The 14,308-nt window shown below is 70.1% G+C and carries 10 protein-coding genes; 5 read left to right on the top strand and 5 right to left on the bottom strand.

Going from position 1 to position 14,308, the window contains the following annotated elements:
- The first annotated feature begins 11 nt into the window (after window positions 1-11).
- The 3 genes from ACFSOX_RS16015 (at window position 12) to ACFSOX_RS16025 (ending at window position 4,461) form a co-directional block, all read left to right on the top strand.
- Window positions 12-1,100 carry an O-antigen ligase family protein gene (locus tag ACFSOX_RS16015; protein ID WP_378478814.1) on the top strand — a complete coding sequence of 363 codons (1,089 nt, stop codon included), beginning with the start codon at window positions 12-14 and terminating at the stop codon, window positions 1,098-1,100.
- A 143-nt stretch (window positions 1,101-1,243) separates the two neighbouring features.
- Window positions 1,244-2,191: a peptidylprolyl isomerase gene (locus tag ACFSOX_RS16020; RefSeq protein WP_378478815.1), complete on the top strand. Its 948-nt coding sequence runs from the start codon at window positions 1,244-1,246 to the stop codon at window positions 2,189-2,191.
- 2 nt (window positions 2,192-2,193) lie between these two features.
- Window positions 2,194-4,461 carry a glycosyl hydrolase family 28-related protein gene (locus ACFSOX_RS16025; RefSeq protein ID WP_378478816.1) on the top strand — a complete coding sequence of 756 codons (2,268 nt, stop codon included), beginning with the start codon at window positions 2,194-2,196 and terminating at the stop codon, window positions 4,459-4,461.
- A gap of 11 nt (window positions 4,462-4,472) precedes the next feature.
- Here the strand turns inward: ACFSOX_RS16025 and ACFSOX_RS16030 are convergent, their stop codons facing one another.
- From ACFSOX_RS16030 to ACFSOX_RS16040, 3 genes are all read right to left on the bottom strand, one after another.
- On the bottom strand, window positions 4,473-5,777 hold the full coding sequence (locus ACFSOX_RS16030; RefSeq protein ID WP_378478817.1) for a hypothetical protein: 1,305 nt from the start codon (window positions 5,775-5,777) through the stop codon (window positions 4,473-4,475).
- Between the two features lie 121 nt (window positions 5,778-5,898).
- Complete coding sequence (locus ACFSOX_RS16035; protein WP_378478818.1) at window positions 5,899-6,948, bottom strand: class I SAM-dependent methyltransferase; 1,050 nt, start codon at window positions 6,946-6,948, stop codon at window positions 5,899-5,901.
- Window positions 6,942-8,171 carry a glycosyltransferase gene (locus ACFSOX_RS16040; RefSeq protein ID WP_378478819.1) on the bottom strand — a complete coding sequence of 410 codons (1,230 nt, stop codon included), beginning with the start codon at window positions 8,169-8,171 and terminating at the stop codon, window positions 6,942-6,944. The genes ACFSOX_RS16035 and ACFSOX_RS16040 overlap by 7 nt, the downstream gene beginning before the upstream one ends.
- Window positions 8,172-8,615: 444 nt before the next feature.
- Here ACFSOX_RS16040 and ACFSOX_RS16045 point away from each other — a divergent pair, with 444 nt between their 5' ends.
- Both ACFSOX_RS16045 and ACFSOX_RS16050 read left to right on the top strand, forming a co-directional pair.
- Window positions 8,616-10,190, top strand: coding sequence for a substrate-binding domain-containing protein (locus ACFSOX_RS16045; RefSeq protein WP_378478820.1), 1,575 nt, complete (start codon window positions 8,616-8,618; stop codon window positions 10,188-10,190).
- Window positions 10,191-10,377: 187 nt separating this feature from the next.
- Window positions 10,378-10,971, top strand: a complete 594-nt coding sequence (locus tag ACFSOX_RS16050; RefSeq protein ID WP_378478821.1) for a prepilin peptidase — start codon at window positions 10,378-10,380, stop codon at window positions 10,969-10,971.
- 88 nt (window positions 10,972-11,059) lie between these two features.
- Here the strand turns inward: ACFSOX_RS16050 and ACFSOX_RS16055 are convergent, their stop codons facing one another.
- Together ACFSOX_RS16055 and gspD are read right to left on the bottom strand one after the other, a co-directional pair.
- Entirely contained in the window at window positions 11,060-11,557 is a 498-nt protein-coding gene (locus ACFSOX_RS16055) for a tetratricopeptide repeat protein (RefSeq protein ID WP_378478822.1), read from the bottom strand.
- 62 nt (window positions 11,558-11,619) lie between these two features.
- Window positions 11,620-13,977, bottom strand: a complete 2,358-nt coding sequence (gene gspD / locus ACFSOX_RS16060; RefSeq protein WP_378478823.1) for a type II secretion system secretin GspD — start codon at window positions 13,975-13,977, stop codon at window positions 11,620-11,622.
- Window positions 13,978-14,308: the final 331 nt, after the last annotated feature.

The raw sequence follows: 14,308 nt of genomic DNA on the forward strand, positions 1-14,308 counted from the left end.
AGACCGGGAACGTGGCGTCGTTCGGGCTGTTTCAGATCCTCGGATGGGGCCTGTTCGTCGCCACCGCCGTCGTCCTCTATCCGAGGCGCGTGCTGCGCGCGGCGGGAGCGTTCGAAGCCCCGCAAACCGTGATGCTGGCGCTGATCGGCGCGGCCCTCGTGCTGCAGTTCCACGGCGACGAGCAGGACGTGCTGGCGGGCATCGGATACACGCTCGTCCTCCTCGCCACGATCGCGGCGCTGGCCGTGGTGTGGACGCTCGACATCGCCGCGCTGTCGCTCCTGGCGGCCGGTGCCGCCGGCGTGATCGTGCTGTTCGGCCTCTCGGCGATCGCCGTGCTCGGCCTGCCGGAGGGGCGCGCGCTGGGGGGCATCCATCCGAACACGGTCGGGGCGTCGATGCTGTCGGGCTTCGTGCTCGCGCAGTTCCGTACCGGACCCGTGATGGTGGCGATCCGGGTGATGTGCCTGGTGCTCGCCGTGCTGGTCAGCTCGCGTTTCGCCGTCCTGGGCTGCACGATCGCCTTCGTCGTGCGCGAGCTTCTCTACCGGCCGCTCGGTCCCAAGCTGATCGCGGGCTTCGCCGCCGTCGTCGCGGCGGCCGTGCTGTTCGGCCCACAGATCACCGCGATCCTCGCGGTCGACGACCCGATGCGCAATTTCGACTCCGGCATCAGCGGTCGAGAGGACTTGTGGTTGAACGCCCTGAAGTCGATCGTGGACTATCCGCTCGGCATCGGCTTCAAGCGCGCGAGCCCGCTGGAAGGCGGCCACAACGGCTATCTGAAGATCGTCGTCGAGTTCGGCGTGACGGGCGGCATCCTGATGATCGTCGCGCTCGTCGCCGCCTGTGCGGCGGCCGTCGCGCGAGCCTTCGGGGCGACGCCCCTCGATCGCCGTCTTATCCTCGCGGCGCGCGCGGGCGGCCTCTGTGCCTATGCGTTCGGAACGTTCTTCGAGCCGCAGATGTTCAATTTCGGCGACACCCACGGCGTGATGGTGCTGCTGCTGTTGTTCGCGCCGGTCCGGGACATCGCGGGCCCGGTCTTCCGGACGGCGACGCCGTCGGTGGGCGCGCCCGCGCCCGCGTCATCGAGATGACGCCGCCATATCATACGAGCGTTACGTTCGGCTCGTCTAACATGGCGTCGCGCGGCGCCCTCGGGCTCGCGGGCGCGCTCGCAGGCGAGCCCGAGTTCCGGTCGCGCGATCTCGACCCGAAGGCGTAACCAAGGACTCCACCGATGACCTCGCTCTCCGCTTTCCGCCACGTCGAAACCGGCGCGGCGCGGCGCCTGGCGTTCGCGATCGCCGCCGCCCTGTTGATCGGCTCGGCGGGTGCCGCGCCGGCCCAGACCGCGGGCAGGGATCCGGTGGTGCTGCGCGTCGACGGCGTCGAGATCCGCGAGAGCGATCTGCGGCTCGCCGACGAGGATTTCGGGCGCAGCCTGCCGAGCGACGACCCGGAGCGGCGGCGCGACTATCTGATCACGTTCCTGACCGATCTCACCGTCTTGCACAAGGCGGCGGTCGAGCAGAAGATCGGGGACGAGGCGGATCTGGTGCGCCGCATGGAGTTCACCCGCAAGAAGGCGCTGATGAACAAGCTTCTCGAGACGACGGCGACCAACGCCGTCACCGAGGAAAGCGTCCGGCGCAAGTACGAGGAGGCGGTCGCCAGCGTCAAGCCGGAGACGGAGTATCACATCCGCAACATGCTGTTCCGCTTCCCCGACAAGACCGACAAGGCGGCCGTGGCCGCGGCGGAGGAGAAGGCCAAGGCGGCGCTGAAGCGGTTGGAGAACGGCGAGGATTTCGAGACGGTCACGATCGCCCTGACGGAGAGCGAGCCGGGCCGGCGCGAGGGCGGCGACCTCGGCTTCCGCACCCGCAACGAGATGGGCAAGGAATACGCCGAGGTGGTCATCGGACGACCGAAAGGCGCCGTCGTCGGCCCGATCTGGACCGAGTTCGGCTGGCATGTCGTCAAGCTCGAGGACGAGCGTCTGCGCAAGCCCGCCGATCTCGACACCATCCGCGACCGCCTGAAGACGTTGATCGCGCGCCAGGCCCAGCTCGCCCTGGTCGACGGGCTGCGCAAGAAGGCGAAGGTCGAGCGGCTCGACAAGCCCGCGGCGGATGCTTCGCCGGCCGCGGCCGGCACGACCGGAGCCGGCGCGGCGCCCAAGTAGCGATGCCGAAGACGGGACGCACGACGCGGCTGACGGCAGAGCGGAACGTCGTGACGCGGCGACGCTGGACGACGATCGCCGTCCTGCTCGCGGCGACCGTGCGGTCCGCGGCGGCTGCCGCCGACCCGGTGGTGTTCTGGCACAACGATCCGGTCGGGCCCGACGATGCCGTTCTGGTCTCCGGCGCCGACCTCGACGTGGTGACGGCGGCGCGCATCGCGCGGATCGACGATGCCGGGCACGTCGGCAACGCGACCGCGCTCGAGCTTCTGCAACGGACGCCGGGCTCGTTCAAGTTCGTGGTTCCGGCCGCGTTCGCCGCGGGCCTCTACCGGGTCACGCTGACTCACGCCGGTGGTGAGGTGACGATCCGGCTCAATGCACCGGTCGTCTACTGGCTGCAGGCCGAAGGCGGGGACACGGTGGCGCCGGGCGGCTGGCTGCGCGTGTTCGGGCGCGACATCGTCAGGCGTTCGGAGCGGGCGCGTCTGCGGCTGGTGCCCGAGGCCGCCGGTCCGCCGGTCGAGCTCGCTCCGGCGCAGGGCGATCTCTGGAGCGCGCGCTTCGTCGTTCCGGATGCGATCCGGGCCGGGGCCTACAAGGTCGAGATCTTCAACGGCGAGGGAGCCGCGCGAGACGTGGTCGAGGCCGGGCGCGTGACGGTGCGGCCGCGCGCCGAGGCGGGCGGGCGCACCTACGACGTCCGCGCTTACGGGGCCGTCGGCGACGCGAGCCGGGACAGCACGCGGGCGATCGCGAGCGCCCTGGAGACGGCGGGGCGCGACGGTGGAGGAACCGTCTATCTGCCGCGCGGTCGTTATCTGGTCTCGGACCGGCTCGAGATTCCGCCGGGCGTCACGCTCGCCGGCGAGCGCACCGATCTCGTCAGCCTCGTCTGGCCGGACCTCGCCACGCCACCCGACGCGCTGATCAAGGGCTTCACGCGCTTCGGCCTGCGCGATCTCACCGTGTATGCCTCGAATCATCGCCACGTCGTCTCCGGTGGGTTCACGGGGGGCGACGCCGCCGAGCCCGATTCCGCCGACATCGAGATCCGGCGCGTCCGCATTCGCGCCTCGGCCTTCTTCGGGCACCTGCGGCCCGACGAGGCGGCGGCGCGGACGGCGCGGCTGGCGGCGAGTTTTCCGGGCCAGCTGGCGCCCGACACGCTCCGGCTGAGCGGTCGGCGGATCGTGGTGGCGGACTGCGACATCCTCGGCACCGGCCGCTCGCTCCATCTGCTCGGAGCGCGCGACGCCGTCGTCACGGGCAACACGCTGGCTGCCGGCCGCTACGGCAGCTACGAGATCGTCGGCGCCGATCGCCTGATCTTCGAGGACAATCGGGTGATCGGGGGCGATCTGCAGGCGTCCGGCGGATCCTTCAACGCGAATGCGCCGACCGTCACGACGTCACGGAACATCTTCGTGTCCGGGAACACCTTCAAGGGGTTCTACGGTCACGATCGCGAGGCGGTGACGTCGGACGCGCCGGGTGGCTACTATCTCGGTGCCGCGAGCACGCTTGCGCCGGACACGCTGTCGCTCGACGGCGAGCCGTCCGATCCGGCGCTGCGCAACCTGCCGAACCCCGAGAGGCTCGGCGTCGGTGCGGTCGTGATGGTCGTCGAGGGACGCGGGACCGGAGCGTCGGGGCGGGTCGCGCGGTTCGAGAGGAGCGGCACGCCGGCGCGGCTTCGCGTCCGGTTGGAGCGCCCGTTGCCGGTTGCGCTCGACGCCACCTCGGTCGTCACCATCGTCAAGGCGCAATCGAACTATCTGGTCGTCGGGAACAGCTTCGAGGACACCGGGCCGGCCGTGCAGAGCTACGGCACCGGGCTCGACCATGTCGTGGCGGAGAACCGTGCGGTGCGCACCGCGGGCTATCTCGTCACCGGCCTCTATTATCATCACATGCAGCCCGGCTGGCGCGTGCAGGTGCTCGACAATCGCATTCTCGAAGGGAACGTCTACCGCGCCATCCACGAGCGCAGCGATCTCGCCTTCGAGGCGGCGATCGCCGTGCAGGGGCTGCAGCCGAGCAACGCGCCCGGCCGGCCGCCGCTGGTTCAGGGCGTGATCGTCCGCGGCAACCGTCTCGACGAGGATGCCCATATCGCGGTCCGGGGCTACGTCGCCGCGTCGCCCGGCGTGCGCGACGTGATCGTCGAAGGCAACACCATCGGGGCGTCACGCGACGGCCTGGTGGTCGACGTCGGCGTCGCCGGCGCGTTGGTCCGCCGTAACACCGTGAGACGCATTCCGCGGTGAGGCGTTCCGCGTCAGGCGCGAGCCGGTCCGGCCGCGTCGACGGAGTTCGCGGCGCACCCGGCCGTGGCGCTCGTGGCGCTCGTAGCGCTCCCCTTCAGCAGTCCGACGACGATCGCCAGCGCGACCGCATGAGACAGGATCTCGCCGGCCAGGAAAGCCAGGATGCCCCAAGCGCCGACCAGCAGCCAGCTCGTGGCGACATTGGCGGCGGCGCCGACCGTCGCGGCGACCGCGATGCCCACGAAGGAGCCGCGGGCCGCGAGGCCCTGCGACAACAGGATCGGCAGATAGGCGGTCAGCAGCGTGGGGGCGAAGGCGAGGAGAACCCACGCCACCGTGCCGAGCCGCCCCAGTTGCGGCACCACGTCGAGGACGACGGCGGCCGCGGCGGCGAGCAGCGTGAGTCCGACGGCGCTCGACAGCGTGAGAATCTGTGCGGTGACGGCGGCGCGCACCGGCGCCGCCTGCGGCCGCAGCATGGTCCGCACGAGGCCCGGGAACTCGGCACGCAGCACGAACGAGACGATCAGGGCGAGCCCCGTGACGATCTGCTTGACGTAGACGAAGAGCGCGGTCGTGTCGGCGCCGAGATACGCGGCGCTGAGCAGCAGCTGAACCCGCGCCGGCGCCTGGCTCGGCAGGAACTGGAGCTGCATCGCGATCCCGTCACGGAACGCGCGACCGAGGCCCGCCCGCGACAGCCCGTGCCAGCGCGGAACGACACCGTGCCGCGCCAGCACGAGCCACTGGACCGTGACCGTCACGACGTAGCCGAGCGAGAAGGCGGTGCCGACAATCCCGCCGGCGAGAGCAGGCGGGGCGGCATGCGCCACGACGAGCCCGAGGCCGCAGGCCGTGTAGGCTGCCGCACCCGTGACGCCGCTCAGCCCACTGGCGCCGCGGCCGTCCAGCAAGCCGATCGGGTTGGCGGTCCAGATCGCCAGGCCGGGCAGGGCGAGCAGAACGAAGTCGCGCGAGAACGTGCTCGGTGCGAAGGCGGCGACATAGACGAGCGCACAGGTGATCACGATCGCCGCCATCACGAGACGAAACGCCGTGGTCTCGAAGAACAGGCGCCAAACCTGGTCGTCCGTCTGGCGCCCCGCCACGCTCGCTGCGACATGGCGGGCCAGGATCGTCGCCGCGCCGCCGTCCACGAGGATGATGGCGAGGATGGCGAAGGAATAATGCGTGCCGAAGCCCGCCAGCAGATCGAGGTCGCCGACCGCGGCGAGCCATGTCTGGGCCGCGAAGATCGAACCCTGCCCGGCCACGAAGCCGGTGAGAAGGAGGGCGACGTTCGCAGCGCGGGTCATCGTCTCTCGGCGGCGGAGGGTACGGACGGCGGCAAAGGTCGGCTGCGGCCATGAAACGCGACGACCGCGGTCGCGGCGGCGGCGAGCATCGCGGCCGCACGGGAACGCGGCGGCGCGCCGTTCAGGCCGCCGGCCGCGTCCCGCAGACGTAGATGTTCGCGCACAGGCTCGGGAACAGCCGCAGGATCCGGTCGCCGGCCGGGGTGAGCAGGCGGACGAAGCCGAACCGGGATTCGTAGCCGAGCCAGTTGCGACCGAATATCCTCACGTTCTCGAGCCCGAGCGACTTCGCGATGTAGGCCAGATCCTCGACGTCGGGCTCGCGGACATGACCGCGGAAGACATCGCTCTCCCACCAATCGGCCATCGTGCTCCACTTGCCGATGCCGAACGGCACGGTGAGTCGCTTGCGCAGGTTGACGCAGTTCGGAACGCCGAGGAAGAAGAAGCCACCCGGCTTCAGCGCGGCGACGCATTGCCGGAGCATCGCCTTGGGCGAGTGGTGCAGATGCTCGAGGCAGTCGAACGTGATCACCGCGTCCACCGAGCTCTCCTCCAGCGGCACCGAACTGAGGACGTCGCAGGAGCGGATCTCGACGCCGTCGCGCCGCTTCTGATCGAGGATCCACGCCGCGTCGGCGTACCCACGGTCGCCGAAGTCGTCGATCAGGAGGGTCCGGTATCCGAGCAGCGACAGCGCGTGGCAGCACGGCGTGAGCCCGCCGCCGATGTCGGCGACCGTGCCGCCTTTCGGAATCGCGCCGATCACGGTGTCCAGGCTGTCGGCGACGCGCTCGGAATGAGATGCCACGGAGGCGACGAGAGCCTGGTCGCGTGCGGGATCCGGGCTGTCGCTGCGCGGGCGATAGCGACTCACCGCGAGTGCGACAGCCTCGCGGACCGTGCGTGGCCGCATTGCGCCGGGCTCCCTGTCCGTAGCCGCGGAGAAGTCGGCGAGAGGCGTCGCGGCGAGGGGCTCGGCGGCGAGGGTCTCGGCGGCGGAGGGCTCGGCAGTGGAGAGCTCGGTAACGGAGGGCTCGGCGGCGAGCGTGGCGCCGTCGCTGGGATAATCGGCCATGTCGTACCTGTCCGTCGTTGCCGAATCTGTCGTTGCCGAACGACGGCATCGAGCGAGTAACGTATTGGTCGGCCTCGTATAGGAGGCTAACATTTCATCGCCATGACGGGGGCCGGTCGCCCGGTCTCCGCCGTCCCGCGGGCGGCGTCGCGCAGCGCGTCCGTGTAGCGTCGCGTGGCGATGCTGATCTCGTAGCGCCGCAAGAAGCAGGCGCGCGCCGCGCCGCGCATCCGGCCGATCCGCTCCGGGGGCGCCGACAGGAACGCCTCCAGCACGCGATGCACACCGTCGACGTCGTCGCTGTCGGCGAGGCCGGCGCCGTCGGCGGCGACGTCACGCCAGAGCGGTACCTTGTCGGTGATCAGCACCGGTGCGGCGGCGGCGAGCGCCTCGGCGACGACCATGCCGAAGCTCTCGCTGTGCGACGGCAGGACCATCGCGTCGCAGCTCCGCAACGCGCCCAGTTTGGCGTCGCCGGTCAGCATCCCGAGCCAGTGGATGCGCTCCGCGAGGCCGAGCGCCGCGGCTCGCCGCTGCAGCTCGGTGCGCCACCCGACCGGGTCCGGCCCGGCGATCACCAGATCGACGTCGCGCCGCTGCGCGGCGACGCGCGCGAAAGCCTCGACGAGGAGATCGCATCCCTTGATGGGATGGAGCCGTCCCAGAAACAGCAGGAAGCGCCGCTCGCGCAAGGCGGGGATGAGGCGTCCGAACGCCTCGACCTGGGCGGCCGGATCTCCGTCGGGCTCGGCGGTTCCGTAGCCGACGATGCGGTCCGGCGCGGCGAAGCGCCAGTCGCCGGCGCGCGCCCGGTTCCTCTCGTCCTCGGTGGCGAAGAGCACGGCGCGCGCCCGGTCGAGCAGCGGCTTCTCGATCAGGGCGAAGGACAGCCGCTTCGCCGCGTGCTTGACGGGATGGCGATGCAGGAGCCAGGGATCGAGCATCCCGTGCGCGAACACGACATAGGGGACGCCGCTGTCGATCAGCGTCCGACGGGCCGCGCAGACGGCGTAGTTCCACAATCCGTTGACGACCGCGACGTCGTGCTCGCACAGATTCTGGCGCAGCCAGGGAACCATCGTCGAGCCGAGGCCGTAACGCCGCCACGGCAGCCGGCTCGAACCGGCGCCGCCGGAGCGACCGAGCGCGACGATCGGAACCGGGATGTCGCGCAGCCACGGCTCGTTCGGCGGATCGAGCGTGACGATGCTGGTCTCGAGGCCGAACTGCCGACGCGCGACCGCCTGCCGGATCACGCCCTCGACCGGACCGCCGTGCCGCGGATCGACGGACCCGATGATCTCCAACACGCGCATGAGGTCAGCTCCCGGTCGACGATCCCCTAGAGCCGGGCTGTGACAACGATATGTAGGGGTGCGGTGCGCATATATCATAATGTGTGTCGATATGTGATGTAAGGCGCGGATGTAGGGTGCGATCGCCGTCAGCGCGACCGGCCGCACGAGACGCTTCGCCGAATCGCGAGGGTGCTCGCGGAAACGCCCGTGAAACCGTCGATCGATGACGGATGTGAACCCTCCGGCGGGGCCGCCGCTCGACCGTCGATCGTCGCGACGATGGACTGCGATCACGCATCGGCCCGAAAGATGACGCCGTCGCGCCGGACTCTACCACGAGAGTAACATAATTCACAAAACGCCAATCAAACGATCACGTCTCGCGACTAAGGTCCGCGCACCCGGCAGCACCGTCGCAAGGTCGGCGGGCCGGAGCGCTCTCTTTCCACAGGAGTTTTCGAGATGCGATCGCTGAAAACTTGGCTCATGGCTTCGGCCGCACTGGCGTGCTTCGGCGCCGCGGAGCCGACGTCTGCCCAGGTCTACTTCCCCATCTACGGTGCCGGCGCGACGTTTCCGTCGGTCGCGTATCGCTCCCTGTTCGACTGCCTCTACGTTCCGGTGGACGGCAACGGCAACACGAACACGCCGCCGTTCGCGATTCATCCGAAGTGCGGCGCGCCGAGCGGCAACGCCGTCAACTACTACGCTCAGATTCTCTACGCCCCGGTCGGTTCGGGCAGCGGCCGCGCCGCCTTCCTGGCCAACAACGGCGGTCTCGTCCCGTCGCCGTCGACCACCAGCATCGTCCCCTACGTCTCGTCGCAGCAGCCCACCTTCCCCTATCCGAACTATCATTTCTGGGCGAGCGACGACGTCGTCACCCAGGCGAACGTGAATGCGCTGCCGGCGCAGTACGGCCGGATCATCCAGCTTCCGTCGCTCGCCGGCGCCGTCACCTTCGCGTTCAACAACAACGACGGCAACGGCAACCCGATCAACGACGTCGGCCCGGACACGGTGGTTCACAACACCGACCCGGCCCTGGGCCCGACCACCCCGTCGAGCCGCCTCAACCTGTCGCGCAACCTGATGTGCGCGCTCGTGTCCGGTCACCTGCGCAAGTGGGACGATTCGCGCCTGACCGCCCTCAACGGCGGCACCCAGCTCGGCACCGGCAACATCACCTTCGTGCACCGCTTCGACAGCAGCGGCACGAGCTTCATCTTCACCACCGCGATGCGCGAGCAGTGCCTCGACGAGTTCGGCCCGAACAACGAGTCTGACGCGACGCTCGTGTCGTACCGGTTCCCGTGGACCGATCGCACGGTGGCTGCCTCGGCCTGCGGGACCACCCTGCTGGTTCCCAAGGGCAGCAATCTGGTGAACTGGCCGGACTACCCCGCCGACCAGTGCGGGGTGGCGATTCCGAATCCGGGCGGCGCCACCTTCACGCAGCCGACCTCGAACGGCAACGCGGCCGTGATCGCGGTGATCCAGAGCACCAACGGCGCGATCGGCTACTCGTCGACCGATTTCGTGCAGCCCTTCGTCGCCAGCGGCCCGCGCGTCGCCAACCTGCAGAACGAGTGGGACGCGAAGCGCAAGCCGCAGGTCTCGGGCATCCCGGCCCGCTTCTTCGTGGCGCCGGACACCTACACGACCTCGCAGGCGATGGAATCGCTCGCGCCGCCGCCGGCTTCCGCCGGCGTCGATGCCGTGGCGATCAGCCAGTTCGGTATCAATCAGAACCCGAACGGCAAGGATGCTTATCCGATCGCCGGCCACACCTGGCTGAATTTCTACTCGTGCTACGACGCCGCCACCAACCCGAACATCGGCGTGCACGTGCGCACGCTCCTGTACTTCCTCTCCGGGACCGACGCCCAGGGGATCCTCGCCGCTTACGGCTTCGTTCCGCCGTCGGGCGCCTGGATCCAGCGCGCCTGGTGGGGCCAGGTCGACGATCCGGTGTACGGTCTGCACCTGAACAACGAGTCGGGCACCGACTGCTACGGCAAGGCCGGCGCGAAGTAATCAGGAGACCGCGAAGGCGGCGCCGCGCGTGCGGCGTCGCCACCGGGTGTCCCGCCATCCACGGCACCCGGCTCCGGCCGGGTGCTTTTTTTTGTCGTCGTCACGTCGTGGCGCGGCGCGATAACGTTCGGCACCGGCGCGGGCACCTGCGCGAGAGCCTGCGAGCGGTCCGGCGAGGGAGCGAATCATGTCGGTCATCGTGCGACGGGGCGCGGCCGGGCACGGGGTCGTGAGCGCCGCGGGCTGGTTCGCGCTCGCCGGATCGGCCGCCGCCCTCGTCAGCATCGCCGTCGTTCCCGGACCGGCCGGTTGGCTCGGCGGCGCCCTGGCGGGCGTCGCGACCGCGATCGCCGCCGTCGATCGGCGCAGCTTCGTCATTCCCGATCCGCTCACCGCGGCCGGCCTGATCCTCGGCCTGGTGCACGCCGCCGTGACGAGCGGCGACGGTGCGATCGTCGCCGCGGTCGCCGACGCGGCGATGCGCGCCGGCGTGAGCGCGGCCGTGTTCGGGCTCCTGTGGGCGGTCTACCGCTGGCTGCGCGGACGCGACGGCCTCGGCCTCGGCGACGTGAAGCTCGCCGCCGTCGCCGGCGCGTGGCTCGGCTGGCCGATCATTCCGGTGGCCGTCGAGATCGCCGCGCTGGCGGCGCTCACGATGCACGCCGTCAGGGTGCATGGACGTGGGCGACGGCTGCGGGCGCGGGCCCGGCTGCCGTTCGGGCAGTCTCTCGCGCCGGCGATCTGGATCGGCTGGCTGATCGAGCAGGCTCTGCTCGGCTGACGGCTCTGCTCGGCGGGCCGATCTGCTCGGCCGAAGGATCGAAGCGGCGCGAGCGCCGTCGGCCCGAGGTGTCGCTCCCGAGTCGGCCTCAATCACGCGGCCGCGCCGCCCACTCCAGCGCCCGCCATTGGCCGATCGTGATCTGGCCGCGGGTCATCTTCGAGGCGACCGCGTCGCGTAGCCGCTGATAGTAGTCGCGATTGGCCTTCGGGGCGCGGGCGGCGGCGAGGTTGAGCCACTTGTAGGCCTCGATCTCGCTCGGCCGAACGCCGTGGCCCTTGTCGTACATCAGGCCGAGCAGATGCTGGGCCGTGGTGTTGCCCTGCTCGGCCGACCGGCGGTACCAGTAGGTGGCGGCGTCATAAGCCTGCGGCACACCCTGTCCGGTCGCGAACATGAAGCCGAGCATCATCTGCGCTTCGGCATTGCCGCGCTCGGCGAGCGGGCCGAGCATCGCCGCGGCGCGCGCATAGTCGCGGCGCGCATAGGCGGCGCGCCCCGCCGCGAGCGCGTCGGCCGTCGCAGGCGTCGTTCCCGCGAGAGCGAGCATCGTGACCGTCAGCGCGATCGCCATCGAGGTCCGCATGTTCGGGTCTCCTCTGCCTCGGGTGCTCGCGCGCGCCTCACGTCACGCATCTCGGCGTCGGATCATCGCGCGGCCGGGAGCAGAACGGCGCCGGGCGCCGAGGCGCCCAGCGTGCCGCGCAGCTTGGTGCGCAGCTCCTCGGCGACGAAATGCGCGTCGACGCTGTCACGAATGATCTGCGGTCGGATGAAGATGATCAGCTCGGTCCGGGTGATCGACCTCTCGTTGTGGCTGAACGCCTCGCCGACGCCCGGAATGCTCTCCAGCACCGGCACGCCGCTGCGGTTGGTCGACTGGCGCTCGCTGATCAGCCCGGCGAGCAGCACGGTCTGGCCGCTGGCGACCGCGATAGCGCTGCGGACCTTGCGCTGCGACACGGTCGGGGTGAGCGATGTCGCCGTCTCCGGCGTCACGTTGCTGATCTCCTGCTCGATCTCGAGCCGGACGTTGCCGTTGGCGTTGATGCGCGGCACCACCCGCAGGATGATGCCGGTGTTGCGGTAGTCGATGCTGTTCACCACGGTGTTGCTGGTGGTGAGCACCGTGGCGCTGCCGGTCGACACCGGCACCTCGTCGCCGACCTGCAGGGTCGCGACCTGGTTGTCGATGACGACCACCGACGGGTTGGACAAGACCTTCAGGCTGGTGACGTCGCGCAGCGCCTCGAGGATCACGTTGGGCGAGGTCTCGTCGCCGATCAGGAAGTTGAAGCCCGGGAAGGCGCGGTTGATCAGCGCGTTGGCGGCCGTGCTCACGGCCGTCGCCGCGGCGCTGGTTCCGGTCGAGGTGGTGTTGACGACCGAGCCCTTCTGATAGGCCGGCAGGCCGAGATTGCGGGCGTTCAGATAGAACTGCACGCCGTAGCGCAGGCTGTCGTTGAGCGTCACCTCGGCGACCGTGGCGTCGATCGCCACCTGGAGCTGCGGCCGGTCGATCTGTCGCAGTGTCCGCTCGATCAGTGAAAAGTTCTCCTGGTTGGCGTAGATCAGCAGCGTGTTGTTGATCGTGTCCGCCGTGATGCGCACGCCCTGCAGCACCGGCGTCGTGCCGGCTGCCCCGGCGCCGCCCGCCGCGCCGGCGGCCCCCGCCGGGCGATTGTCGAACAGGCCGCCGCCGCGGCTGTCGATCAGGCTGCCGCTCTGCCCGGCGCCGCCGGTCGCCGTGCCCGTGCCACTGCCGAGGCCGGTCGAAGCCGTCCGCGATCCGAGCCCGCCGCCCGACGTGCCGGCTCCGAGTCCCGTTCCGGCGCCGGTTCCGCTGCCGGACAAGCGGCTCAGTCCGGACGAGCCGCTGCTGCTCGTCGTCGTGCCGGAGCCGGGTGCGATGCCGGCGCCGCCGTCCAGCGAGGCGCCGCCGCCGCCGACGAACATCTCGTTGAGGACGCGCGCGATGTTGCGGGCCTCGCCGTATTTGACCGTGTAGACATGGACGCTGGACCGCCCCGTGTCGACCGCGTCGAGGCGGCGGATCCAGGTCTCGACGCGGCGGAGCATCTCGGGCTTGCGCGACACCGCGAGCACGGCGTTCATGCGGGCGATCGTCTGGAACTTGACGACGCCCTGCGTCACGCCGCCCTCGCCGCCGTCCAGGATCTTCTCGAGCTCGGCGATGATCGGCTCCGGATTGCCGTTCTGGACGGGGAAGATCCCGACCGACTGCCCGCGCATCCAGTCGGCGTCGAACTTCAGCGTCATGTCGACGATGTTGCGCCGCTCGGTGCCGGTGCCCTGGATCAGGATCAGGTTGCGGCCCGGCTCGGCGCGCGCCATGCCGGGCTTGGCGACGAAGCTGTCGATCAGCTTGAGCAGTGTCTGCGACGAGACGTAGTGCAGCGGAACGACCGAGACGCCGTAGCCGGGCTGGGTCCGCTCGGCCGGATCGACCGAGCCGGCGCCGGCCGCGTCGGCCTGCGGCATCAGCCGATAGGCGGCGTTGTCGCGCACCAGCGCGATGCCGTTCAGCCGCAGCGCGTTCTCCAGCACGAACACGAGATCGGACTTCGGCACCGGGCGGGCCGAGGCGAGACTGACGGTGCCCTGCACGCGGCCGTCGATCACGTAGCCGACGCCGAGAATGTCGCCGAGCACGACCTTGGCGACCGAGGCGACCGGGGCGTTCTCGAAGTTCAGGTCGAAGCCGTCGCCGGCGGCGGTCGGCTGCGGCCGCGGGGCGGTGTCGCCCGTGGCCTCGTCGCCCGTGTAGATGACCGGCTTGACCCGGCGTCCGCCGCCGAGCTGTTCCTGGCGGACCTGGTTCGGAAAGCGGGGCAGGAGGTCGATCGAGCGGACCTTGTCGAACACGTCGGGCTCGCGCCCCTCGTCGACGCTGCCCGGCACGCCGTTGCACGCCGCCAGCACGGCCGCGCAGAACGCGAGACACAGGATCGCCGGGCCGCTGCGACAGAGGATGTCTCGATGCACGGACTGGTCCACTCGTGACACGTGTGACCGGAACGGTGCGCGGCGTCCGCGTCGATCACATCTGGATTATGTTCTGTAGCGAGGCATCATGACATATCGATATCGCGAATGTGCCTCGGTCGTCGCGGGCGCGTGCGTCGACACCCATCTCCGCGTCCGTGTTTCGCAAGGCGTGTGGTGAGATATCGGGCGATGCGCGACCGGGGCACACGGCACGATCTCGCCATGACGGGCCGCGCGATCATGAGATGTGCCGACGGATGCGTTCGGTGCGCGGTAACGATGTCACATTTCCACTAACATCGTGCGCCATAAGACAGCCCTCTCGCAG

Origin of the sequence: Rhodoplanes azumiensis (assembly GCF_042682915.1) — a bacterium.
In the GTDB taxonomy this organism is placed as follows: Bacteria; Pseudomonadota; Alphaproteobacteria; order Rhizobiales; family Xanthobacteraceae; genus Rhodoplanes; species Rhodoplanes azumiensis.